The sequence below is a fragment of the Dictyoglomus sp. GBS genome (assembly GCF_055179815.1).
Genome location: NZ_CM143687.1, coordinates 435,211 through 458,242, shown reverse-complemented (window position 1 = coordinate 458,242; position 23,032 = coordinate 435,211). Strand labels below are relative to the sequence as shown.

Sequence of the window (23,032 nt, the reverse complement as noted above, 5' to 3'; positions counted from 1 at the left end):
TATTTAATAACCCACTTCATCTTTTATTGTCTTTAAATGTTCCATAGCAGACTTTTCCCAAGAAAAGTTTCTTACTCTTTCGTATCCTTTCCTTTTTATTTCCTCTCTTAAATTCTGATCTTTTAAAACCCTAATAATTCCTTCTGCTATATCTTCTACATCATAAGGATTCACATAATATACCGCATCACCACAAACTTCTAACAATGGAGGAATCTTAGAAACCACAGAAGGACATCCACAAGCCATAGCCTCAAGAGGCGGTAGCCCAAATCCTTCATAAAAAGATGGAAAAACAAAAAGATCAGCAAGATTATACAAAATAGGAAGATCTTCATTGTCTACATATCCAGTAAAAATTACCTTATCCTTGAGATATTTATTATTTAATATTTTGAAAATCTCTTTATCTCCTTTTATAAAACCCTCTTTTTTACCCGTAATTACCAAAAATATATCCCTTTCATCTCTTATAATCCTTTCAAAAGCTCTCAATAATCCTTTTAGATTCTTATGAGGTTTTACATTTCCCACAAAAAATAGAAATTTATCAGGTAGATTATACTTATTCTTTATCTTTATTTTTTCCTCATTAGGACATACTTTAAATCTCTTTGTATCTATCCCATTATATATTACCTTTATCTTTTCTCCTTTTACCTTTGTATATTTTAATATCTCAGATTTTGAGAATTGAGACACTGTAATTATCAAATCTGAAAATCTGACTGCGGAGTTTATAAGAAGCTTAGCATAATTTCTTTCAAAAAGATTATATAAATCCTTAAAAACTAAATGAAAAACATCATGTACAGTAACAATTCTTTTTTTCGTCCTTACAGGAAATATAGGTACATTAAAATGGGGGGACCAAAAAACATCAACATCTTTCACTTTTAAAATATACTCTACTTGCTCCCAAGGAAAATATATAGAAGATTTCATGGGAATTACAGTTACATCAGAAATATCAATATATTTATTTATTTTTTCTTTGTCTCCTAAAAGATATAAAATTAGGTTTTCCTTCAAAAAAGGAATCAGGTTTTGAAGATATGTACCTATACCTGAAGAATCAATCATTCTTGCATCAATAAGAATTTTAAGCATAAATATATGATACAATAAATAATTAAGTATTTCAAAAATATAATAATGAAGAGCTTATGACAAAAGAAAAAATCGGTTGTGTTGTAGTAACTTATAATAGTAAACAGTTGCTTTATGAATGTCTTTCTGCTTTATTGAAACAGAGTTATTCCATAGATGAAATCTTTTTTAGTTAATAATGCCTCATCTGTTGGAACCCAAACCTTTTTAGGAGAAGAAGGGATAATTCATAATAAAGAAATAATAAATGACAGAGAATTTAAATACTTAGGATGTAATAACATCACAAAAATAAACTATATAAAACTTAATAAAAACATTGGAGGATCAGGAGATTTAATGAAGGACTTCAAAGAGCCCTAAAAAAAGATTTTGATTGAATATGGCTTCTTGATGATGCTGAACCAGAGATCAATGTATTAGAGAAATTGTTATCTTTTAAAGAAAAGAATAAGGCTTCTTTTTTAGCTCAGTTAATATTAAATAAATATTCTAATGAAATTGAAATTTCTTCTCATAATTAAAAATCAATTTTTTAATCCTAAAAGAAAAATATATTAAAAGAGATAAAACAATAAAACCCATATATAAACTTGAAGCAAATTCTTTTGTAGGTCCTCTTCTAAATAGGGAGTTAGCTAATAAAGTAGGACCTATCGATACAAGCTTTTTTATTTTGTATGATGACACTTATTATACATATAGACTATCCGAGTATTTTGGACCTGGTTATTTAATTACTGAAAGTATCATATATCATAAAACGTCTCTAAATAATAAAACAACTAAGGGGAAAAACTATATGGCATGAGGAATAAGATAAGATTTTTTAAAAAACATGGTAAACCTTTTGTATATATACCTCTATTTTTAGAGTCTATTGCAAAATTTATAATTAATTTTCAAAAATTTTCTAAAATTGATCTATTTAAAGCCCTATTCTTAGAACTTTTTGTAGGAAATATAGAGTATATTCACAATTATGATTATAGAAAAATATGGAGAATCATAAAATAATTCATAATTTAAAATAGACATTCCATTCTTTAATAAAATTACTTAAAATTAATTCTTTTTTAAATCTTCTACCTAATTTCTTAGCTTTCAAGGATAAATATATTTTTTCATCTTCAGGTAAGCTAAAATATTCTATTATCTTCTCAGCTACGATCTTTGAATCTAAAGGCACAACAAAATCTCTTCTTAAATTACCTACAACTTCCTTTGCTCCAGTATACTCTGAAACTATAGATGGGATACCACCTAATAGAGCTTCTAAAGTACTAACCGAGAAAGCTTCCCCTCTTCCTAAATGCACATAAAGTGATGATTTTTCAATGTATTCACAAACATCTGTAAAATCAATAAATTTTATCCCATCATAGCTAAATTTTTTCTTAATTTCCATATCCCAATTACCTAAAATAAAAAGCTCAGAATCCTGAATTTTTTTCTTTACAATTTTAAAAGTATTCGCTAAGATATCTAAACCCTTGCAAAAATAATCTGGACCATTTCCTATGAACAATATATTATGATTAAACTTTTCTTTTACAGGAAGATTTAAAAGATAATTATATCTTTCTTCTTTAATATAAGGATAAGTAACAATAATTTTAGAATTAGGATATATCTCCTTCAAAATATCTTTCTCCATATTACCTACACATATAAACAAATCTACCTGAGGCATCGCCAAAAAGTACAAAAATCTTTTTAAAATGTTTATTCTTTTAATTTTTATATAAAATAATGTAGGATCTGCTGAAATATTAATAATAGTCTTCTTAAATCTTTTGAAAGGAAGAAGCTTAAATAAAGATGGTATCAAAAAAGTTCCTTCACAAAGTAGAATATCACTAGATGATGAATTAAGAGCATATTTCAAATAAAACAAAATTCTTTCAAAATAGTTCTTTTTATTGCTCAATATATCTAAATCTACAGCTCCTACAGAATTAGCTAAACTTTTATGAAAATAATGGGGAGAATATAATAAAAACAATATTTTATTCATTCTTGATTAAATACTCATAAAAAATACTTAAAGCCTTATTAATTACCTCATCCATATTATAATATCTATAATCACCAAGTCTTTCCAAGATAATAATATTATTAAATTCTTTTGCTCTCTCTTCATATTTTTTGTAGAATTCAATACTCTCCTTTTTTGGTATAGGATAAAATGGTATATCCTTATTAATATCTTTTTCATCATATTCTTGAGGATACTCTACAGCTATGGTTGTATTATATGACTTTTGTCCAGTCATATGTTTGTATTCAGTAATCCTTGTAAATTCATATTCATTTGGATAATTTATTACTCCCACTTCTTGGTAATATTCGTTTTCTATAGTCTCATATTCAAACTTTAAAGATCTATAAAGAAGCTTATCATACTCATAATTGAAAAATTCATCTATAGAACCTGTAAATATTAGTTTACCTTTAAATTCTTTACCTAAAAAATACACTTTTCTTTCTTCATAATCTACTTCTACAACTTCTATGAAATCTGCATTTAACAGAACTTTTATATTAGGACTTGACAACATCTTTTAAAAAATTTTTTAGTATCCTTCCTTCGGTATCCTTTGATATATATTAGCACCCTCTCAATAACAGAACAATCAAGCTCTTCCGGCTTAACTCTCCACTGCTTTTGAGTATAATTCAAAAATACTTTCTCATATATATAATCTGACAATATCTTTAAATCCTTATCTTCAATACTTTTTAATTTTAAAATTGAAATCTTTTTCCCATAACCAAAATTTACAACTAATTTTTCTTATAACAAATTTGCTAATCTATAAGGAAATAATACATAAAGACTATTTAAGTTAAAAGGAATAGGTACCTTTTTACCATCTATTAATCCCAATACTTTATTTTGGTAGTAATTCCACTCGGTAAATTGCGAAATATAATCCCATACATGCTTATAATTAGTGTGAAAAATATGAGGACCATACTTATGAATTAATATCCCATTCTCATTAAAATAGTCAAAACAATTACCACCTATATGGTTTCGCTTTTCAATCATTAAAACCCTCTGATTTAAAACATTTACTATTCTCTCTGCTACTACACTTCCCGAAAATCCAGATCCTACAATTATATAATCTAAACACATCATATTTAGATTATTTTTACATCTTCCTAATAAATAACTTAGAGTTAGATATTATATAATTTTTTATATAATTTTCTATCTTTAGTATCCTAATTATACAAATATCTCTTCTCTCTTAAAAGAAGTTAAAAAATTACATCATAATTAACGAGATTATCTAACTTAGTTTGTTTCAAAAGATCTTAAAGATATTTCAAATATTTAAGTATTCTTTCTGCCATTTTATTACTTCCTTAACCCCTTCTCTAAGAGAAACCTTAGGCTTATATCCTATCTTTTTAATTTTTTCTATAGAGAATTTTTTTACCAAACTTAAAAATTTAGAAGGAGGGTCTACTATCTCTAAATTATTAAAATTTCCTCCAGTTTCTTCAATTATTATTCTTGCCACTTCCTCCATAGTATGGTATTCGTCAGATCCAATGTTAAAAGCCTCATATCTTCCTGTTTCAATAGGATAATCTAAAAGTAATCTAACCCCCTCTACAAAATCAGATATATAACACCATGCTCTTACTGCTCCTCTATGCACTGTTATTAGTTTATTTGTCAAGGCATTGTAAACAAAAATTGATATTGCACTTCTATACTTATTAGGATATTCTCCAGGGCCATAAACCATAAACGGTCTTACAGTCAAAGCTCTAAGTCCGTAGTTATCCACATAATGTTTCACTATTGCTTCACCATAAAGCTTACTTAGCGCATAAATATTTGTTGTCATAAATGGAGTACCCTTTAATTCTATATCTTCTTCTTTAACTTCAAATCCACTATTAAACAAGTTTCCATATACTTCAGAAGTACTAAAATATATTAATTCAACATCATAATCTAAACATAAAGATATAATATTAATAAGACCAACATTATTTACATATATCATTTTTTGAGGGTAATTTTCTCCCACCATCCTACCCACTTCACCAGCCAAATGTATAACTTTCTCTATTTTGTTTTGCTTGAAAACCTTCCATAAATCTTCAAAATGTGCTATATCTGCCCTTATATAATCATCATAATCCGTAATTTTTTGATCAATTCCTATGATTTCAAAACCCTCATCCTTTAGAAAATTATATAAATAATTCCCTATAACACCTAATGCTCCAGTAATTAGAATCTTACTCATACTTTTTACCTCCATATAAAAGTTCTTGAAAATAAACCCTTAACTCATCCCAGATATTAGGGAACTTCATATCCCATATTTTTAGGTAGTTAATAAGCTTATTAATAGATCCCCAAAAATCAACTGGCCAAATTTCTTCTCCCTCTTCTACGACATAATTAAAAGGTTTTATATTATATAAGAATTTAACTACATCTAATACTGTGATTTTTTCTGGATAATTTATGTTGGTTATTTCTAAAAATTTATTGTTTTCTTTCATAATATGTAACATAGCATTAAATAATATTTTGGCAACAAAATTTACTGGAAGAGGATTTAAAAACGATTTACCTTTTCCCAAAACTTTTATAGTTTCATTTTCTAAAACTGCCTTGGCACATTTTGGAATTAACCTATTTGATCTTTCACCATTTCCAAAAGCATACATCAATCTAAAAATCCATAATTTTGATAAGTAACCAATTCTATAGAAGTATTTAGCATATTCTTCCTGAAATCTTTTTGAGAGACCGTATGGTATAGTCGGATAATGAACAGTATCTTCAGAAATTTCACCTCTAAGCCCATAATATACAGCTTGTGAAGATAAAAGTATTAATTGTCCTTTAAAATATTTCATAAAATTTAAAAAAATTTTAACATTCATATCTAAATCTATTCCTGGATTTGAAAAGGCTAAATTATGAAAACTATTACCTGCTAAATATATACAAGATTTAAATTCCCTAAGTATTTTACAATTATCTTCTTCTTGAAGATCAATCTTAATTTTCTGAAAGCTATCACTTATATTTTCTGGATGCATATTGTATGCAAATACAAATGATTTAGCAAATGAGCTATCTTTAATTAAATTTTGTATACCTTTTCCTATGAAGCTACTTCCTCCTATTACCAACATCATTGTATTTTTCTCCCTTCTTTCAACAATCTTTTGAACTCCTCAAAAACAATACTTTTTGATTTCTCTTCTATATCTTTATAAAAAGTTTCTTTATCAAATCCTAAATATTTTATGTATTCCGTAACTTCTATGAGAGTTCTTTTCAGTAATTTTTTAAAAGGAGTATTTTTTCTTTTAATTAAATAATCTAAAAGAAATTCTGATGTAAAGGGATATGCTAAGTGAGCCTTTTTGTTACTATAAATGATAAATAAGAAAAAATATAATATTAATTTTGATAATTCTTCTAATATTCCTTCTCTTTCTAACAATCTCAAAATTCTTACTCTCGTTAGATCACATCCATATATCATTTCTTTTATTTTTCTAGAAGTTTGTAAAGGATGTTGAGTATAAAAAACTCCAACTTCCTTTAAAACTGATGGTTTAATCTTTAACAGGGAATAACGCATAAGCAAATCACCATCGGCATCTATGTTTTTTAACGTCGGGTCAAAATTTCCATAATACTCTATACAATTTTTATGAAACATCAAAGAACTTCCATTTACAGGATTAGAATATAATAAAAGTAAAAATAAAAAATTAACATTATAAGAAGCTAAAAATTGGTAAATTTTAAATTTTAATGAATTTCCCATTAGAATTGATTTATCAATACTTTCCCCTACATAATATTTCTCACAATAACTCCAAACAGTATTGGTTTTCCGCATTAATAATATTTGTTTTTCTATCTTTTGGGGATTTATAAACATATCATCAGCACTCAACCAACATATATAATTGCCTTTAGCCTCTTTAAAACCTATATTTAAAGCATTTGCAGCCCCCTTGTTTTCTACTAAGTTTATAAGCCTTATAAAAACACCGTTATCTAAAATTGTGGATTTCAAATTTTCAACAACCTTTATTGTTTGATCTGTTGAACCATCATTAACCACAATAATCTCTATTGGCCTGTAAAATTGTTTATATACAGAAATAATAGCATTTTTTATAAAATTTTCAGCATTATGGGAAGGGATAACAACACTTACTAACTCTTTCTGCATTTATGAAAGTAATCCCCCAACTCATCTCTCAATTTCTCCAAAAGTTCCCCCTCATCCTCATATCTTATTATAGTAGCATCTTTTATTCCTTCCAAAAGGGCCGAAAGTTTTACATCCTTTTTAGCCAAAAGTATTATTCTTTTCCCTTCCATATAGGCAAGCATTATCTCCATTCCTACTCCATGGCTTGGTTTGGAAACTTCTGCCAAAATTATATCCGAGGCCTTAACTCCCATAGTATCTCTGATAAATACATCTTGGGGAGATATATCTGTATCAACTCCTGAAAGCACCCAAGGAGAAGTAAGTTCAAAGCCAAGATCTTGTATTAAATTAGCCAATTTTTTCGTAAGTTCATTATTGTAGTAATTTATGATAGGTACAGCAAGATATATCTTTTTCATATTTACATCTTCCAGCTTATTAATTCTAACAAAATTCCCTCAGGACCATAAAAATATGCATATTTTCCATCAGGAAATTCCAAAGGTCCTAAAACAAATTCAATGCCCTTTGATCTTAAATATTCACAAGTTTTATCTATATCATCCACAAAAAAAGCAATATGTTCTACTCCTGTCTTTTTCCTATCTTCCCATTTTTTCTTTTCCATATAAATTGGGGGGTCATCTGGTGCTATTAATTCCAACATTGAACTATCCATATTTAAGAAGATAATTCTTGCCTTTTCTCCTTCATCATAAAAATCCAACTTTACATTAAAACCTAATATATCGCTATAAAATCTAATATTTTCATCTACATCCTTTACAATAATGGATATGTGGTCAAGTTTAATATTCACAGTACACCTCCCCCAAATTTTATTTTTTTCTGCGTTATTAAAATATTTATTTTTGTTCTTTCATATTCTAAGGATAATATTAACATTTTATCAAAAGTATCATCAAGCCTTTTATTGTATAGGTAAATCCTTATTCCTTAATTAACTTGGGGATAAGGGATATTATTTTAAAAAATTTAGTCAACTATATTGACTAAATAAAAAGTTAATGATATAATTCCCCAAAAGTCAACTTAGTTGACTAATTTATAGGGAGGTGTTTTAAATGTCTTTCTCAAAACCCAAATTTAGGACCCTTCTATTAGTAATTGCGGTTTTACTATTACTCAGTACCTTTATGAGTTTTGCTCAAAGTACAGTTAAATTAAGAGTAGTTACATACTTCACAGGAGAGGATCCTTTCTCCCCTGCTTGGAAAGAAGCCATGGCTCTTTTTAAGCAGAAATATCCAAATGTAGAGATTATAGATGAAGCTGTTCCTACCGCTAATGATGCTATAAGAACAAAGGTAAAAACAGATTTTGCTACAGATAACGAGCCCGATGTTATGTTCTTCTTTACTGGAGCTGATGCTGTACCATTATTAAAGACTGGGAAAGTATATGCTTGGGATGAAGAAATAGAAAAGGATAAAAAATGGAGCGATAATTTCAATAAAGCTGCATTAAAATTCACAACATACAAAGGAGATATCAAAGAATATAATGGAAAAATCTATGCATTACCAACAATTGGTTTCTACGAAGGACTTTTTGTCAATAAAGATCTTTTTGAGAAATATAATCTTGCTCTCCCTACTGAGTGGAGTAAATTCACTAAAGCTATTAGCATTTTGAAGTCTAAGAATATTATCCCAATTGCTGGATCAATTCTTGAATCCTATTACTTAATTGAGACTTTTGTTCTTTCCGCTGGGGGTCCAGAAGGTCACGATACTCCATTCCATCCATCTTGGGAGACAGGATTAAACTACATTAGACAAGTATATAAATTGGGAGCATTTCCTAAGGATGCACTTACTATAAAAGACGATCAAGCTCGTGAACTTTTCTATACTAAGAAGGCTGGTATGATGGTTAATGGATCATGGTGTGTAGGAGGCTTAAAAGATAAAGAAAATACTGTTATTATGCCTCTTCCAGTAGTTCCTGGTGGAAAAGCTCATCCCACTGACATAATCGGTGGTTTTGGATCTGGTTGGTATGTTAGCAAAAAGGCAAATGCAGAAAAGAAAGGTCTTCCTGTTGAATTTGTAAAATTCATGACATCTCCAGAGATTGTAGCCAAATTTGTATCCATAGCAGGAGTTCCTGCAGTAAAAGTTAATCTTACTGGTCTTTCACCTGCTGCAAAAAGTGGATTTGATATGATGGCAAAAGCAAGAGCTATCTGTATGCCAATTGATGCTCAAATTGTACCAGAAGCCTTTACAAAGATAAGATTAGGACTTTCCTATGTAGTTACAGGAGAAAGATCAGCAAAGGATCTACTAAAAGAAGCAAAAGAAATTCATGAAAGAGCACAAAAGTAATACTTACTCCCCCTTTATATAAATCTTTTGGGGGGAGGGGGACAAAAAGCCCTCTCCCCCTTTTGATTTTTGTTTTTAAGGAGGTAATAATATGCAGGAGAAATATACAAAAAAATATAAATTATGGTTTCTTTTACCAAGTTTAATCATCATAGGCATATTTATATACTATGCCCTTTTTGCTACTTTTTATTACAGTTTATTTAATTGGAGAGATTTTTCAAAATACAAATCTTTTATAGGAATAGAAAATTATAAGTATCTTTTCAGAGATATATCCTTTATTAAAGCCATAAAAAATACTTTTATACTGCTCCTTTTTGCTGTTGTCTTTCAAATAGGAATAGCTCTTGTCTTAGCCCTTATTGTAGATACTTTAAGAAGAGGATATAAATTTTTTAGAACCATTTATCTTTTTCCAGTAATAATTTCAGGAAGCGCAATAGGTCTTTTATTCTATCTTATGTATAGCTATGATTATGGGCTTCTTAATTCTTTACTTTCCCTCTTAGGTAAAGAAAAGGTTTTATGGATTACCCCCAAAACTGCCTTATGGGCAGTACTTATACCTGTCATATGGCAATATGTAGGTTTCTATTTTGTCATCATTTTATCTGCTCTATATCAAATTCCTCAAAGTATTCATGATGCTGCAAAAATAGATGGATTCAGTGAGTTTAAAAAAGCCTTTTATATTTCTATTCCCCTTATATGGGATGTCTTAGCTGTATGTATTTCTTTAGTAATTATAGGTACATTTAAGGTTTTTGATGTGGTCTATGTGATAACAGGAGGAGGCCCTATGGATGCAAGTCAAGTCTTAGGTACCTACCTTTATACTGTGGCCTTTACAGGACAAAATCAAGGATATGCAAGTGCTATAGGTACTGTTATTATATTCCTTGGTATAATTCTCTCTCTTATAGCCCAGATAATAACCAAAAGAGAAAGAATTATATATCAGGCTTAAGGAGGAATCAAAATGAGAAAATTATATTCTCTTTTGAAATATACATTATTAATCTTATGGGGACTAACCACATTATTCCCCATATATTGGGTAATGATAAATTCCTTTAAACCCACAAGTGAAATATTGCTAAACCCATTATCTTTTCCAACAAGTTTTCATATAGAAAATTATCTTCAACTTTCAAACTACGGAAATATAAATTTCTTAAAGGGATTTAAAAATAGTGCAATTATTTCTTTTAGCACAACTTTACTGGTACTATTTTTAGGAAGTCTTGCATCTTATGCTATTGCCAGACTTAACTTTAAAAGAGCAAATTTAATAAATTCCTTCCTCGTAGGAGCCCAATTAGTACCTGCCTTCTCCATAGTAATTCCTGCCCTTATTGTTTTCAAAACAGTTCGTCTTTCTGGAAGTTATCTTTCCCTAATACTTCTTCAAACCGCTTGTTTTCTCCCCTTCTCCATCCTTACTATTACCAGCTTTATGAAATCTATACCAGTAGAATTGGAAGAGGCAGCATATATAGATGGAGCATCTGTACTTCAAACCTTTCTAAAAATCATATTACCTACCTCCATACCTGCCCTTGTCACAGCCGGAATATTTGTATTTCTTTGGTCTTACAATGACCTCTTTATGTCTCTTATTCTCCTTCCCTTAAGAGAGAAACAACCTATCTGTGTATTACTCTCCCTGGTATCCAGCGCTTACGGAACCAATTATGGGGCTATGATGGCAGCCCTTTTTGTTACTATTATCCCAGTAGTTGTTATTTATACTTTTCTACAAGAATATATTGTAAGGGGACTTATGTCAGGAGCTGGAATAAGATAAAGGATTTGATATACTAATATATATCTTTCTTTTTGGGGAGGTATAAGATGGTAAAATATGAGTTTCCCAAGAATTTTTATTGGGGTACTGCCACTTCATCTCACCAAATAGAAGGGGGTAATATTTACAACGATTGGTGGGAGTTTGAAAGTCAAGGAAAAGTCAAAGATGGACAGATATCAGGATCTGCTTGTGATAGCTGGAACAGATATAGAGAAGATTTTGACCTAATACAAAAGTTAAATAATAATGCCTATAGATTTTCCATTGAATGGAGTAGAATAGAGCCTGAAGAAGGAAAATTCAATGAAGAAGCATTAAACAGATACAAAGATATGATCATCTCTTTAAGAAAAAGAAATATAGAGCCCTTTGTTACACTTCATCATTTTACAAATCCCCTATGGATAGCTAAAAAAGGAGGTTGGCTAAATCCAGAAACTATTGATTATTATTTAAGATATGTGGAAAAAGTAGTAGGTGAATTTAAAGATCTTGTGAAATATTACATGACCATAAATGAGCCCAATGCCTATGCCTTTATGGCATATCTTTATGGAGAATTTCCTCCCCAGGAAAAGAGCCTAAAAAAGATGTTAAAAGTACTAAATAATATGGTAAAAGCCCATGCTAAAGTCTATAAATTAATCCATGATATAAGAAAAGATGCAGAAGTAAGTATAGCTTATAATGTACTCCTTATTGAGCCTTTGAATTCCAAATCTTTTATAGACAGGAAAATTGCAAGTTTTGCAGACAGAATATATAATCGGGTTTTCATAGAAACCCTTATTACTGGTAAATTCTCCTCCCCTCTCTTAAAAGAAAATATCCCATATGCAAAAGATACATTGGACTACTTAGGAATAAATTATTACACAAGAATTTTAATGGGAATTAAGACCTTTTTTAACCCTTCCATAAATACAGCTACCAATAATGAAAGATCAGATTTTGGATGGGAAATCTATCCAGAAGGCTTCTATAAAGTAGTTAAAAGATTTTGGGAGCTTACAAAAAAACCCATCTATATTACCGAAAATGGTATCTCAGATGCCCAAGATGACAGAAGGCCAAAATACTTAATATCCCATTTAATAGCATTACATAAAGCAATAAAAGAAGGAGTAGATGTAAGGGGATATTTTCATTGGAGTCTTATGGATAATTTTGAGTGGGCAGAAGGGTTTAAACAAAGATTTGGGCTTTTTGAGACAAACTTTGATACAAAAGAGAGAATCTGGAGAAAAAGTGCAGAATTATACTCTAAAATAGCGAAAAATAATGGAATTACAGAGGATATGGAATCTCTTTATTAATATCATATCTCCAAAAATCTTTCCAAAAGTCTGGAAACTTAGCTTTAAAATCCATATTCTCCTTCTTTACAGGATGGAGGAGGGTTAATTTATAACAGTGAAGAAATATCTTGTCTTTAAAGATTTTACCCCCTCCATATTTTTCATCTCCCAAAATAGGATGACCTATTTTTGAAAGCTGTACTCTTAGTTGATGCTTTCTTCCTGTATAAGGTATAAGCTTTACTAATGACATATTTTTATCCTCATCTATTACTTCATAAAATGTTAGAGCCTCTTTACCCAAGGAACCATCTGATACAATCTTTGCCTTTTTCTCAGGTTCCTCCCAATGAATATAATCTTTTAAAATACCACTTTTTTCTCTAAAAATGCCCTTTACTAACGCTAAATATATTTTCTCTACTTTTCTTTCTCTAAAAGCCTCTGAAAGCCTGCCCGCTGATTTGCTATTCCTGGCAAAAACTATTACTCCAGACACAGGCTTATCTAATCTATGCACTATAGCTAAAAAGACATTACCAGGTTTTTTATATTTAATCTTAATATATTCTTTTGCAGCTTGTAAAAGAGTCTTCTTTCCTGTAATATCTCCTTGTACAAGGATACCTGCAGGTTTATTTAAAACAAGTAAATGATTATCTTCAAACAATATATCAAGATTTAAAAAGTCTGCCACTTTAAAACCTCATGGAGTTCCTTTTTCTTTGGCCTTTGGGGTATCTCCGCAGGATAACTTACTGCAAGCATAACCATAAGTTCCAGATTATCAGGACAATTAACAAGTCTCTTAACATCCTCAGAATGAGCTTTTTTGTACGAATTTATCCAACAAGTACCCAATCCATATGCTTGTGCAGAAATAATAATATTTTCTGCAGCTGCACAGGCATCCTCTAATGCTGTCTCTGCATCTTTTTCACAAAAGATCAAAATTCCAGCTCCTGCCTCTTTCAAAAACCTACCCCATGGCGTCACATCTGCCAATTTCTCTTTAAGAGCTTTATCTGTTACTACTAAAAAAACCCATGGCTGTCTGTTATATCCAGAAGGTGCCAATCTGCCACAATCCACAAGATCCTCTAAAATTTCCTTTGGTACTTCCTTATCTAAATATTTTCTCACACTTACCCTTGATTTAATAACTTTAATAGTCTCAAGCATGATAAAATCCCTCCCAATTTTTCTTTCTCCCTTATTGTATCATATGATAAAATAAAACATGAGCTTGAAACTTACTTTCTTTGATGGAGTAAGTTGTATAGGGGGAAATAAAATACTCTTAGAAGAGGATGAATCTGCCCTTATTTTAGATTTCGGCATTAATTTCAATGACGAGAATAAATACTTTGATGAATTCTTAAGACCAAGAAGTTATTTAGGAATTTATGATCTTTTCCATCTAAACCTTATACCCCCTTTGAAAGGAGTATACAGAGAAGATTTAATAATCCCAGAAATTTGGGAAAACTTTAAAAATCATCCATGGTATCGGGAAATAAATCCTATAGCTATTCTTGTATCCCACGCCCACTTAGATCATGTAGGATACCTTTCCTATCTCCATGAGGATATACCTATTATTACATCCCTTATATCATCCCTTATCATAAAAAGCTTAGAAGATACGAGCAGAATAATATCTGATCTATGCTTAATAAGGAGAAAAACCCAAGAAAACGGAGTCTTAAAAACAGAAAGAAACAAATTTATAAAAAGACCATATATCACCTTTGGTAATGGATCAATATCTAAGATAGAAGAATTTTGGAATAAGCTTGAAAGAAAGGATAAAAGAAACATTGATATAGAAAATAAACCAATTAACATAATAGACTATGAAACTTATAAGATAGGTTCTTCTGAGATTACTTACTTTCCTGTAGACCACTCTATACCGGGAGCAGTAAGTTTTGCCATAAATACAAAAATAGGCTGGGTTGTATATACGGGAGATCTGAGATTACATGGAAGAAACAAAGATCATTCAGAAAAATTTATTGAAAAATTAAAGGAAATACCAATAAAAGTCCTAATATGTGAAGGTACCCATCCAAAAGTAGATCGCCTATATACTGAAGAAGATGTTAAAGAAAATATATATCACATTGTTAAAAACTCAAAAGGATATATAATTGCTGATTTTGGAGCAAGAAATATTGATCGATTAATGAGTTTTCTGGAAATAGCAAAAGAGGTAGGAAAAAGACTTGTATTAACCCTAAAGGATATATATCTCTTGGAAGCTCTATCCCTGGTTGGATATCCTGACCCTAAGGAAGATGAATACATAACCTTTTACAAAAAACCAAAAGGTTCCTATGAAACGTGGGAAGAGAACCTTTTAGATAGACATGATATTCAAGGAAAAGGTATCTCCGCAAAAGAAATAAGAAACAATCCTGATGATTTTATCCTCTGTATGTCTTACTATGACTTTCATATTCTACTTGATATATTACCCCATGGTGGTACTTATATATTCTCCTCCAGCGAAGCTTTTAATGAAGAGATGAAAATAGATCAAAAAAAGATAGAAAATTGGCTAAATTACTTCCACATAGAGATAAGGGGAAACTTGGTAGAAAAAAGAGAAGAATCTCCTTTTCATGCCAGTGGACATATTCATGGTGATGGAATAATAAAGCTTGTTGATTATGCGAAACCAGAATACTTAATACCTATACACACAGAAAGGGATAAAAATATAGACTTTTTTGACCAATTTAAGGATTTTTGCAAAGTAATCTACCCAAAGAAAGGAGAGACTATAACAATTATATGAATAAGAAGTATAAAACCAAAATTATTCCTAAAAATTTTTACAAAAAATTGTTAGAGCATATTACTGATGGTATTTATTTTGTAGATACCAATAGAAAAATCATATATTGGAACAAATCAGCAGAAATAATTACAGGATACAAAAAGAAAGAAATTATAGGAAAATACTGCCATGATAATATCCTTAGACATATAGATGAAAAGGGAAATGAGCTATGTCTTTCAGAGTGTCCCTTAGTTTATGCTATAAAAGAAGATAAAATTGTAGAAAAACAAGTTTTTCTTCATCGTAAGGACGGAGTAAGATTACCAGTACTTGTAAGTGTAAATCCCATAAAAGCTAAGAATGGGGAAATTATAGGGGCAGTTGAAATTTTCAGAGAGACTTCCGAAACTTTACATTTAAAGAAAATGGTAAGTGAACTTTATCGAAAAACTTATATAGATGAACTTACAGAAATTCCCAACCGAAGATTCTTAGATTACTATTTAGATTTGAAGATAAATGAATTCCAAAAATATCATCATAGCTTTGGAGTACTTTTTATAGATATAGATGATTTTAAGAAAATTAATGATACTTATGGACATAAGATAGGAGATATGGTATTAAAAACCGTTGCTGAAACGTTAAAAAATAATATAAGAGCTACAGATATGGTAGGAAGATATGGGGGAGAAGAATTTATTGTGGTATATTCTGATTTGGAAAAAAAGAATATTTTATATCAGCTTGCTGAAAAATTAAGAATCTTAGTAAAAAATTCACATATACATTTGGAAGAAAAAATTCTAAATGTCACCGTATCCATAGGAGGAACCTTAGTAAAGGAAGATGATAATAAGGAGAAAATCATAGAAAGAGCAGATAACTTAATGTATCAAGCCAAAAAAGAAGGGAAAGATAGAGTTATTGTTAACTAAAAAATAAAATAAAAATCAAACCTTTTGGGTAAAATCTATAAAAAGACAGAAAGTATAAGGCTTAACCTGTTTAAAAAAATTTTTAAATAATTTAACAAAAGTTTTTTTGACAAAAAAATTTGGATTGTGTTAAAATTTTGGAGATTATGGAAGAAAAAGTGTCGTTACTTGGATTTTTGCTTGCTTTTTCAGAAAACTTGGACAATCAGGTACCTGAAAAAAGGAGACATTCCTCTCGGGTAGCCAACATTTCTTTCTTCATAGCAGATAAACTGAATTTATCGGAAAAGGAGAAATATAACCTAATAATATCTGCTCTTTTACACGATGCTGGAAATGGTAACAATAATTTTAAAAACTCTTCCAAAGAGATAGACGAGCATGCCTTGAAAGGAAGCCTTTTTATATCTGATATACCCTTCTTAGAAAATATTTCCAAAATCATAAAATATCACCATATAGCATGGGATTTTGGGAAAGGAAATATATATAAAGAAGAACCTGTACCTATGGAGAGCCAAATCTTATTTCTTGCTGAATTTATAGATCATAAATTAAATAAGCAAAAATATATATTAAAGGAAAAAAACAAGATTATCAAAAGGGTAAAGGAAGAAGGAGAAAAATTATTTAACAAAGATGTAATGGAGGCTTTCTTATCCCTATCTAACAAGGAATCTTTTTGGTTTGAGGTAAATTATGATACCCCATCTCCTGAAGATTTCTCCTGTGATTTAAAATTAGATATAGATGGTCTTTTACTACTTTCGAAAGCTGTAGCAAGAATCGTAGACTATAGAAGTAAGATTCAGGTTAGACATTCAAGAAATGTAACCAATGTTGCCTCCTATTTATCAGAAAAATTAGGCTATGATTCAGAAATGATTAAGAAAATAAAAATAGCAGGATATCTACATGACATAGGAAAGGTAGCATTACCCCCTTCCATACTTTTAAAGCAAGAAAAATTATCTAAAAAAGATACCGATTATATTAAAATACATCCTTTTAAAACCTATCTTACCCTTAAAAAGGGACTTCCATACGAAGATATTACTATATGGGCTTCATATCACCATGAAAAATTAAATGGAAAAGGTTATCCTTTTAGAGTATCAGGAGAGAGTATCCCAATTCCTGCAAGGATAATCACTATATCCGATATTTATTCAGCTCTCTTAGAGAATAGACCCTATAGATTGGGGCTTTCAGAAAATAAAGTATTAAGTTATATGAAGAAATTAGCTACTGAAAAATATATAGACAAGGAAATCTTTTCCATAATAATAGAAAATAAAGAGGAAGTTTCCTCTGTTATAAAACTATAATTTTTTTAAAACCTGGTATATTCCACATTTAAGATATAACGATTCTGGATGGGAAAAAAGAATAGGATGATCTTTTGCCTGATATCTAAACTCTACAAGTCGCAATATTCTGTTTGCATCATAGCTTGCAGATTCAATTACTTTTTGGAATATTTCCGGTATAACATGCTGAGAACATGAACAAGTGATAAGAAAACCTCCATCCCTTATTATTTTCATAGCCCTAAGATTAATCTCCTTATACCCTCTTAAAGCATTATCAAGATTCCTCTGGGATTTTGCAAAGGCAGGAGGATCAAGAATCACCACATCAAAATTTCTACCCTCTTTATGAAAATTTTTCAAAAGATGGAAGGCATTCTCCTCAACAAATTCTATCTTATCTAAAAATCCATTTAACTTAGCATTTTCCTTGGCTAATTCAAGAGCTATCTTGGAAGAATCTACCGCTAAAACTCTTTTAGCTCCATATTTTAAAGCATGAAGAGAAAAAGACCCTGTATAACAAAATACATCAAGAACCTCTGCCCCATCTACCAAACCTTTTAAAGCCCTCCTATTTTCTCTCTGATCCAAAAAATATCCTGTCTTCTGACCATCCTCTACATCTACCAATATCTTTACTTCATTTTCATTAATTATTACCTTAGGATCAAAATCTCCCTTTATAGGACCCTTTATTTGAGGAAGGCCCTCTATTTCTCTTACAGGCACATCATTTCTTTCATATATTCCCCGAGGATTAAAAATTTCATCTAATACTTCAACTATTATCTCCTTAAATCTATCAATACCAAGGGTTAATGTCTGTATAACAAGAATATCCTCAAATTTATCTACAATAAGTCCTGGAAGAAAATCAGACTCTGCAAAAACCACTCTACAAGATGAGGTTTCCACAACTTTTTTTCTGTATTCCCATGCCCTAATAATTCTTTCTCTAAAAAAATCCCTATTTATTTCTTCTTCTTTCCTTGTAAGTATTCTTACCCTTATCTTTGAATTAGGATTTATATATCCCCTACCTATAAAGCTATTACTGCTATCATAAATATCTACTATATCTCCAGGATTTATCTCCCCTAAAATCTTAGAGATCTCATTGGCATAGATCCATGGATTACCCCTTACAATCTTTGTATGAACACCCTTTTTAAGAATAACCTTCTTAATCTCTTTCATGGAGATACAGAATTTTTTGAGCCAGGTGTGGCATAAATATAATAATATTTTCCATCATATCCTTGGACACTATAACACAACTTAGTAGAAGATGCGAAATTGGAAGAATCATATAAAAGACCTAAAAGCCCTACATTCTTTAATTCCAAAGAATAATACTTCTCTGTATTACCATCAAGAACAGGTTGACCGCCCATCGAGGAGTTGTAATATACATCACATACCCGAATAACTCTATCACTAATGTTTCGATTCTCTAATAAAGTTAAAGTATAAGAATCGTTAGGTAGTTCACCAAAAGATGGTCCTAATCCATTATTTGAAACTTTAGCATAATTTATACCAGATAACCCATACCAATCCAAAATATTTGCAGAAGTTCCACTAACCACCATATACCCTCCAGGCATAAGAGTCCATGTTTCACTTACAAGGCTCATAATAGGATTCGAAGAAGTATATACAGCATAGTTATTAAACCAATTTACATATTCAACAGATATAGTAGAATACGTGGGATTGTGGATCTCAATATATTCCATCATTCTTTGATCTGACGTATTCCACCTTTGTATGGTACAAGGAGAAGGATAATACATAATCTCAGATATTACTAATTTAGGCATAAGGCAATATGCTACATACGCTACATTTCCTTGGAAGGTTATATAATTTAAATTAGAAGAGTTTGTCCAATTAGATGCATCTTGTGTTGGCAAAGAAAGAGACTTTCTAACCATGGAATACCATACTCTAAATCGTCCTGAGGTACTTCCAGGTTGACCACCCCAAGAAGATGTAAAACTTATTTGGTCAACAATTCTTCCAAAACTATCTTTTATTACAACAGTATCTCCACCACTATTTAAACTTAATCCACCATTTCCAAGTCCAGAACTATTTGTCTTTATATAAATAGCATATTCTGGTAAAGGGAAATAATAAGAATTGATTAAATTAGAGTTCCTTGTTCCTATAACAGCAGACTTTCCTGGAAATAAAGTCCACGTATTGTTTACTGATACTGAAAATAGATTTCCATTAATACTCCATCCCCTTAGATCAATAGGATTTTGAGTATTATTGTAAATTACAACGAACTGGAGATCTGCTGTTACAATATTATTCCCTAATTTATCCTTTGTAGGAGGAACATACATTATCTCTGTTATCACAACTCCGCCCAAATTTGTTGGTAAATCTGCCCTCAATCCCACATTGCTTGAATACTTCATTCCATTTGTCATAGTTAAGGTAAATATAATGAACCTTATTTCACGAAGATTGGAAGTATAAGTATTATCAAGCCTTGTACCTGTAAAAGTTATGTTCTCAATAGGTCCTGCAAGAATCTGTCCATCAAGGGCAAAATATTTTTTACCATCAGCACCTACTACTATGGAGTATGTATGAGTCACACCTGTACTAAGATTTATAGTAAGAGTATTTGTACTCATATATAAGATTTCCCTTCCCTGCCTTATATCCCTGGCAAGCCTATCAAGAATTATCTGAGCATTAGAAAATATTTCATTTTCTTCTGATTTCCCAAAGAATAAATCCAGGCTTTTGGTAAATAAATTTGAAAGGAATAGGACAATAAGTCCTAAGATAAAGATTGCTACCATTACCTCTATGAAAGTCAACCCCTTACTTCTCATGTTAATATTATATATCAAGGATTTTATGAATTAAACTATTAAATATTTACTTTTTTAGTAGGAGATGTTAGAATAACAGAAGTTAAAATTAAAAAGGAGGTATATAGTAATGGGAAAAGTTACTTTTAAGGCTGAGGGAAAATGGCTTGGTAACCTCAAAGTAGAGGCAAAAATTAGGGATAAATTCATCATTAACATGGATGAGCCACCCTCTCTTGGAGGTGAAGACACTGCTCCAAACCCAGTAGAAGTAGTATTAGCAGCCCTAATTGGATGCTTAGGAATTGTAATTCAGGTAATAGCTAAAGAGAAAAATATCCCTCTCCAGAATGTAGAGATTTATACAGAAGGTGATCTTGATCCAAGAGGATTTATGGGAGATCCCAATATAAGAGCTGGATATGATGAAGTAAGAGTAAGGGTTAAGATTGAAACCCCCGTAGACAAGGCAAAAATTGAAGAGCTCATGAAAGAAGTAGAAAGAAGATGTCCTGTCTCGGATATCATTAAGAATCCTGTAAATCTAAAGATATCCTTAGAATAATTTATGCACTAACGAGAACTTTATAAAGTTCTCTTCTATGGGTATAAATGATAATAATAAAATTGACTAAAAAGAAATATAAGATATAAATATCTCCAGTAAGAACCTTATAAGTTACAAAGGGAATTAAGCACAAAAAACCATAAAATACCTTGAGAGCATCCTCTTCGGGGGATGCTCCATGCCATTTTGTAAGATTAAATATAAACATGGAAAGACCTAAAAAAAGTGGTCCTTGAAGACCGGTTACTACTGTCCAAGCACCAAAAGAAACTGATATAGCCTTTCCCCCTTTACCTCCAAGAAAGGGAGAGAAAACATGACCCAGTATTCCTGCCAAAGCAGCTGTTGTTATTATAAACCTATCTTTTAGATCCCTATATTTTATAAACCAAAGAAGAGGAAACATTCCCTTAAGATAATCAAGAAGCACACCCAATATTCCTATTTTCCAATTTGTAGAAATCCAGAGATTGTAAGCTCCTGGATTACCATCCCTTACCTTTGTTAAATCTATATTAAGAAGCTTGGCTATAAAATAGGAATACATCATAGATCCTGAGAGAAATTGAAGAAAAATTATCATCAAACTATCCCACATTTATTCTTCTCCCCTTCCAGGAAACAGATTTTAAAAAGGATCCCCTTACTGTGGAATAGATAAGTACGAAGATAAAGAAAAGAAAATGTAAAGGATAAAGAAAGGAATCTAAAATATTATAATTTCCTAATTTCTTTGTAAATATGTAGAGCTGAAAAACAAAAAGCAGATAAAAAATATTAAAAATACCATCATAAAAATAACTTCCTAACATTCCATAAAACCAAGCTAAAAGATATAAAACCTTCCTAATACTCAAAGAATATATAGCTTGAAAAGTATTCTTCGTAAATCCCTCTAATAAATCCCAAAAACCTCCAGGATACATCCTAAATTTTACATGATCTCCCCCAAGAAGGTTTGTAACGCTTATTCCATTTTTCATACAAAGATTTCCAAAATAAAAATCCTCCACTACTTTATCTCTTATCTCTAAATGTCCTCCAACTCTCTCATAATCTTCTCTGGATATAAGCATCACCGGACCATATGCCCCTTCCTTACCAAAGGAAGACATGGTAATAACTGCTCCAAGATTAAATATAAAATTCAAATGCTCATAAAACCTTTCAAATCTTTGATATGGCCAACAAGATACCAATCCTTTATATTTTTCATAACTTGTTAAAAGAACCTCTATAAAATCTTCTCTTGGTTCCACATCAGCATCAAGAAATAAAAGCAATTCACCTTTTGATTCTAAATATCCATTCCATATTGCCCAGTTCTTTCCTACCCATCCTGCTGGTGGCTCTTCATGTAAAGACACTACCTTTACATTAAATCTTCTTGCTACCTCTTCTGTATTATCCTCAGAATTGTCATTTACAACTATGATTTCATAAGGTCTGTAAGTTTGCCTTTCAAGAAGAGAAAGAAGCTTGGGAAGATTTCTTTCTTCATTTCTTGCAGGGATGATAACAGAGATCTTATAGTCCCTTGATATCAGACCTTCCCTCTTAAGAAATTTAAGAGCCTTATAGTACAACCACCCTATACCCCATGAAAATAGATAAAGTATACCCCTCATTTCAAAAATATTATAAACAAAAAAGAAGGAGAATACAATATATCAATGATGAAACAAACTCAGAATGTGCAAGCATTGGTGTGTACGTATAAAAATCCATGATGCTAACTCCAGAGATGAAGATCTTAGATTAGGCTGAGATTGAAATATTTTTATAATTATTA

General features: G+C 30.6%; 25 protein-coding genes. 10 read left to right on the top strand and 15 right to left on the bottom strand.

Translation table 11 applies throughout. The features are described from left to right. Nucleotides 1-3: 3 nt before the first annotated feature. Complete coding sequence (locus ACY3IT_RS02060) at nucleotides 4-1,110, bottom strand: glycosyltransferase family 4 protein (RefSeq protein WP_463083134.1); 1,107 nt, start codon at nucleotides 1,108-1,110, stop codon at nucleotides 4-6. Between the two features lie 156 nt (nucleotides 1,111-1,266). On the opposite strand from ACY3IT_RS02060, the gene ACY3IT_RS02055 reads away from it, so the two are divergent. Together ACY3IT_RS02055 and ACY3IT_RS02050 are read left to right on the top strand one after the other, a co-directional pair. Continuing rightward, the gene (locus ACY3IT_RS02055) at nucleotides 1,267-1,473 is read left to right on the top strand and encodes a hypothetical protein (protein ID WP_463083133.1); all 207 of its coding nucleotides are present in this window, start codon (nucleotides 1,267-1,269) and stop codon (nucleotides 1,471-1,473) included. A 444-nt stretch (nucleotides 1,474-1,917) separates the two neighbouring features. Continuing rightward, nucleotides 1,918-2,127 carry a hypothetical protein gene (locus tag ACY3IT_RS02050; protein WP_463083132.1) on the top strand — a complete coding sequence of 70 codons (210 nt, stop codon included), beginning with the start codon at nucleotides 1,918-1,920 and terminating at the stop codon, nucleotides 2,125-2,127. 1 nt (nucleotide 2,128) lies between these two features. Here the strand turns inward: ACY3IT_RS02050 and ACY3IT_RS02045 are convergent, their stop codons facing one another. From ACY3IT_RS02045 to ACY3IT_RS02010, 8 genes are all read right to left on the bottom strand, one after another. Continuing rightward, nucleotides 2,129-3,127, bottom strand: a complete 999-nt coding sequence (locus tag ACY3IT_RS02045) for a glycosyltransferase family 4 protein (RefSeq protein WP_463083131.1) — start codon at nucleotides 3,125-3,127, stop codon at nucleotides 2,129-2,131. Further along, nucleotides 3,120-3,671, bottom strand: a complete 552-nt coding sequence (locus ACY3IT_RS02040) for a UDP-galactopyranose mutase (protein WP_463083130.1) — start codon at nucleotides 3,669-3,671, stop codon at nucleotides 3,120-3,122. The genes ACY3IT_RS02045 and ACY3IT_RS02040 overlap by 8 nt, the downstream gene beginning before the upstream one ends. Before the next feature lie 236 nt (nucleotides 3,672-3,907). After that, nucleotides 3,908-4,258 (bottom strand): NAD(P)-binding protein, encoded by a 351-nt coding sequence (locus ACY3IT_RS02035; protein ID WP_463083129.1) that lies wholly within the window; start codon nucleotides 4,256-4,258, stop codon nucleotides 3,908-3,910. Nucleotides 4,259-4,448: 190 nt separating this feature from the next. Beyond that, entirely contained in the window at nucleotides 4,449-5,387 is a 939-nt protein-coding gene (locus ACY3IT_RS02030) for an NAD-dependent epimerase/dehydratase family protein (RefSeq protein WP_463083128.1), read from the bottom strand. After that, nucleotides 5,380-6,294 carry an NAD-dependent epimerase/dehydratase family protein gene (locus ACY3IT_RS02025; RefSeq protein WP_463083127.1) on the bottom strand — a complete coding sequence of 305 codons (915 nt, stop codon included), beginning with the start codon at nucleotides 6,292-6,294 and terminating at the stop codon, nucleotides 5,380-5,382. Before ACY3IT_RS02025 ends, ACY3IT_RS02030 begins: the two co-directional genes overlap by 8 nt. Continuing rightward, nucleotides 6,291-7,349: a glycosyltransferase family 2 protein gene (locus ACY3IT_RS02020; RefSeq protein WP_463083126.1), complete on the bottom strand. Its 1,059-nt coding sequence runs from the start codon at nucleotides 7,347-7,349 to the stop codon at nucleotides 6,291-6,293. Before ACY3IT_RS02020 ends, ACY3IT_RS02025 begins: the two co-directional genes overlap by 4 nt. Further along, nucleotides 7,334-7,753 (bottom strand): nucleoside 2-deoxyribosyltransferase, encoded by a 420-nt coding sequence (locus ACY3IT_RS02015; protein WP_463083125.1) that lies wholly within the window; start codon nucleotides 7,751-7,753, stop codon nucleotides 7,334-7,336. Before ACY3IT_RS02015 ends, ACY3IT_RS02020 begins: the two co-directional genes overlap by 16 nt. A 2-nt stretch (nucleotides 7,754-7,755) precedes the next feature. Beyond that, the gene (locus ACY3IT_RS02010) at nucleotides 7,756-8,154 is read right to left on the bottom strand and encodes a VOC family protein (RefSeq protein ID WP_463083124.1); all 399 of its coding nucleotides are present in this window, start codon (nucleotides 8,152-8,154) and stop codon (nucleotides 7,756-7,758) included. Between the two features lie 265 nt (nucleotides 8,155-8,419). On the opposite strand from ACY3IT_RS02010, the gene ACY3IT_RS02005 reads away from it, so the two are divergent. The 4 genes from ACY3IT_RS02005 (at nucleotide 8,420) to ACY3IT_RS01990 (ending at nucleotide 12,814) form a co-directional block, all read left to right on the top strand. After that, nucleotides 8,420-9,685 (top strand): ABC transporter substrate-binding protein, encoded by a 1,266-nt coding sequence (locus ACY3IT_RS02005; RefSeq protein WP_463083123.1) that lies wholly within the window; start codon nucleotides 8,420-8,422, stop codon nucleotides 9,683-9,685. A 91-nt stretch (nucleotides 9,686-9,776) separates the two neighbouring features. Continuing rightward, entirely contained in the window at nucleotides 9,777-10,655 is an 879-nt protein-coding gene (locus ACY3IT_RS02000) for a carbohydrate ABC transporter permease (RefSeq protein ID WP_463083122.1), read from the top strand. A gap of 12 nt (nucleotides 10,656-10,667) precedes the next feature. Beyond that, nucleotides 10,668-11,495 (top strand): carbohydrate ABC transporter permease, encoded by an 828-nt coding sequence (locus ACY3IT_RS01995; RefSeq protein ID WP_463083121.1) that lies wholly within the window; start codon nucleotides 10,668-10,670, stop codon nucleotides 11,493-11,495. 47 nt (nucleotides 11,496-11,542) lie between these two features. Beyond that, nucleotides 11,543-12,814, top strand: a complete 1,272-nt coding sequence (locus ACY3IT_RS01990) for a glycoside hydrolase family 1 protein (RefSeq protein ID WP_463083120.1) — start codon at nucleotides 11,543-11,545, stop codon at nucleotides 12,812-12,814. On the opposite strand, the gene ACY3IT_RS01985 is transcribed toward ACY3IT_RS01990, so the two are convergent. Then, entirely contained in the window at nucleotides 12,786-13,493 is a 708-nt protein-coding gene (locus tag ACY3IT_RS01985) for an RluA family pseudouridine synthase (RefSeq protein ID WP_463083119.1), read from the bottom strand. The genes ACY3IT_RS01990 and ACY3IT_RS01985 overlap by 29 nt on opposite strands. Continuing rightward, nucleotides 13,478-13,978: a nitroreductase family protein gene (locus ACY3IT_RS01980; RefSeq protein ID WP_463083118.1), complete on the bottom strand. Its 501-nt coding sequence runs from the start codon at nucleotides 13,976-13,978 to the stop codon at nucleotides 13,478-13,480. Before ACY3IT_RS01980 ends, ACY3IT_RS01985 begins: the two co-directional genes overlap by 16 nt. 58 nt (nucleotides 13,979-14,036) lie before the next feature. Here ACY3IT_RS01980 and ACY3IT_RS01975 point away from each other — a divergent pair, with 58 nt between their 5' ends. From ACY3IT_RS01975 to ACY3IT_RS01965, 3 genes are all read left to right on the top strand, one after another. Then, nucleotides 14,037-15,599: an MBL fold metallo-hydrolase RNA specificity domain-containing protein gene (locus tag ACY3IT_RS01975; RefSeq protein WP_463083117.1), complete on the top strand. Its 1,563-nt coding sequence runs from the start codon at nucleotides 14,037-14,039 to the stop codon at nucleotides 15,597-15,599. Continuing rightward, complete coding sequence (locus ACY3IT_RS01970) at nucleotides 15,596-16,522, top strand: GGDEF domain-containing protein (RefSeq protein ID WP_463083116.1); 927 nt, start codon at nucleotides 15,596-15,598, stop codon at nucleotides 16,520-16,522. The genes ACY3IT_RS01975 and ACY3IT_RS01970 overlap by 4 nt, the downstream gene beginning before the upstream one ends. A gap of 146 nt (nucleotides 16,523-16,668) precedes the next feature. Then, nucleotides 16,669-17,850, top strand: a complete 1,182-nt coding sequence (locus ACY3IT_RS01965) for an HD domain-containing phosphohydrolase (protein WP_463083115.1) — start codon at nucleotides 16,669-16,671, stop codon at nucleotides 17,848-17,850. On the opposite strand, the gene ACY3IT_RS01960 is transcribed toward ACY3IT_RS01965, so the two are convergent. Both ACY3IT_RS01960 and ACY3IT_RS01955 read right to left on the bottom strand, forming a co-directional pair. Next, complete coding sequence (locus ACY3IT_RS01960; RefSeq protein WP_463083610.1) at nucleotides 17,845-19,023, bottom strand: class I SAM-dependent rRNA methyltransferase; 1,179 nt, start codon at nucleotides 19,021-19,023, stop codon at nucleotides 17,845-17,847. The genes ACY3IT_RS01965 and ACY3IT_RS01960 overlap by 6 nt on opposite strands. A 5-nt stretch (nucleotides 19,024-19,028) precedes the next feature. Then, the gene (locus ACY3IT_RS01955; protein WP_463083114.1) at nucleotides 19,029-20,693 is read right to left on the bottom strand and encodes a lamin tail domain-containing protein; all 1,665 of its coding nucleotides are present in this window, start codon (nucleotides 20,691-20,693) and stop codon (nucleotides 19,029-19,031) included. 109 nt (nucleotides 20,694-20,802) lie between these two features. Here ACY3IT_RS01955 and ACY3IT_RS01950 point away from each other — a divergent pair, with 109 nt between their 5' ends. After that, nucleotides 20,803-21,237 (top strand): OsmC family protein, encoded by a 435-nt coding sequence (locus ACY3IT_RS01950; protein WP_463083113.1) that lies wholly within the window; start codon nucleotides 20,803-20,805, stop codon nucleotides 21,235-21,237. Between the two features lies 1 nt (nucleotide 21,238). Here the strand turns inward: ACY3IT_RS01950 and ACY3IT_RS01945 are convergent, their stop codons facing one another. Both ACY3IT_RS01945 and ACY3IT_RS01940 read right to left on the bottom strand, forming a co-directional pair. Then, nucleotides 21,239-21,838, bottom strand: a complete 600-nt coding sequence (locus ACY3IT_RS01945) for a glycerol-3-phosphate acyltransferase (protein WP_463083112.1) — start codon at nucleotides 21,836-21,838, stop codon at nucleotides 21,239-21,241. Continuing rightward, nucleotides 21,828-22,868, bottom strand: coding sequence for a glycosyltransferase family 2 protein (locus tag ACY3IT_RS01940; protein WP_463083111.1), 1,041 nt, complete (start codon nucleotides 22,866-22,868; stop codon nucleotides 21,828-21,830). Before ACY3IT_RS01940 ends, ACY3IT_RS01945 begins: the two co-directional genes overlap by 11 nt. Nucleotides 22,869-23,032: the final 164 nt, after the last annotated feature.